Source organism: Streptococcus oralis, from assembly GCF_001579175.1.
Classification (GTDB): Bacteria; Bacillota; Bacilli; order Lactobacillales; family Streptococcaceae; genus Streptococcus; species Streptococcus oralis_O.
Genome location: NZ_KQ970771.1, coordinates 1 through 474, shown reverse-complemented (window position 1 = coordinate 474; position 474 = coordinate 1). Strand labels below are relative to the sequence as shown.

1 pseudogene is annotated in these 474 nt (G+C 46.6%); it reads right to left on the bottom strand.

Annotation, left to right across the window (positions count from 1 at the left end):
• A pseudogene (locus tag SORDD24_RS11395) lies at nt 1–474 on the bottom strand (accessory Sec-dependent LPXTG-anchored adhesin); the annotation flags it as partial.

Here is a 474-nt window from a genome sequence, read left to right as displayed (position 1 = left end):
TTTGAAGGTTGTGATTCTTTCACTGTCTCCCGAGCTGACTCACTTGCTTGGTACTGACTTTGAACACCAACTGAAGCTCTCTCTGACAGACCACTATTCGCTTGATTTTGTGTTCCAAGGGATTCACTTGAACTAGCAGTTATACTTTGACTGCTTGCCAAGGATTGACGAGCAGAAGCAGATTGGCTCATCGACTGACTCATACTAGAAGATCTTGAGGCACTGATGGACTGACTCGTAGAGGCAGATTGGCTAGCACTTTGTGAATTCAATTCTGACAATGACTGGCTTTGACTGGTAGACAAAGACAAGCTAGCTGTATCTCGATGATCCTGTGTCGTCCCCAGTACTACTGAATCTCTCGTCGCTAAGGTATCTTTCGATTCAACAGTCTTCTCAACAGCGACTGCATCATTGGCATAAACACGCGTTTGCGTCGCAGCAAAGCCACCTAAGATCGTCCCCGTAGCCGCT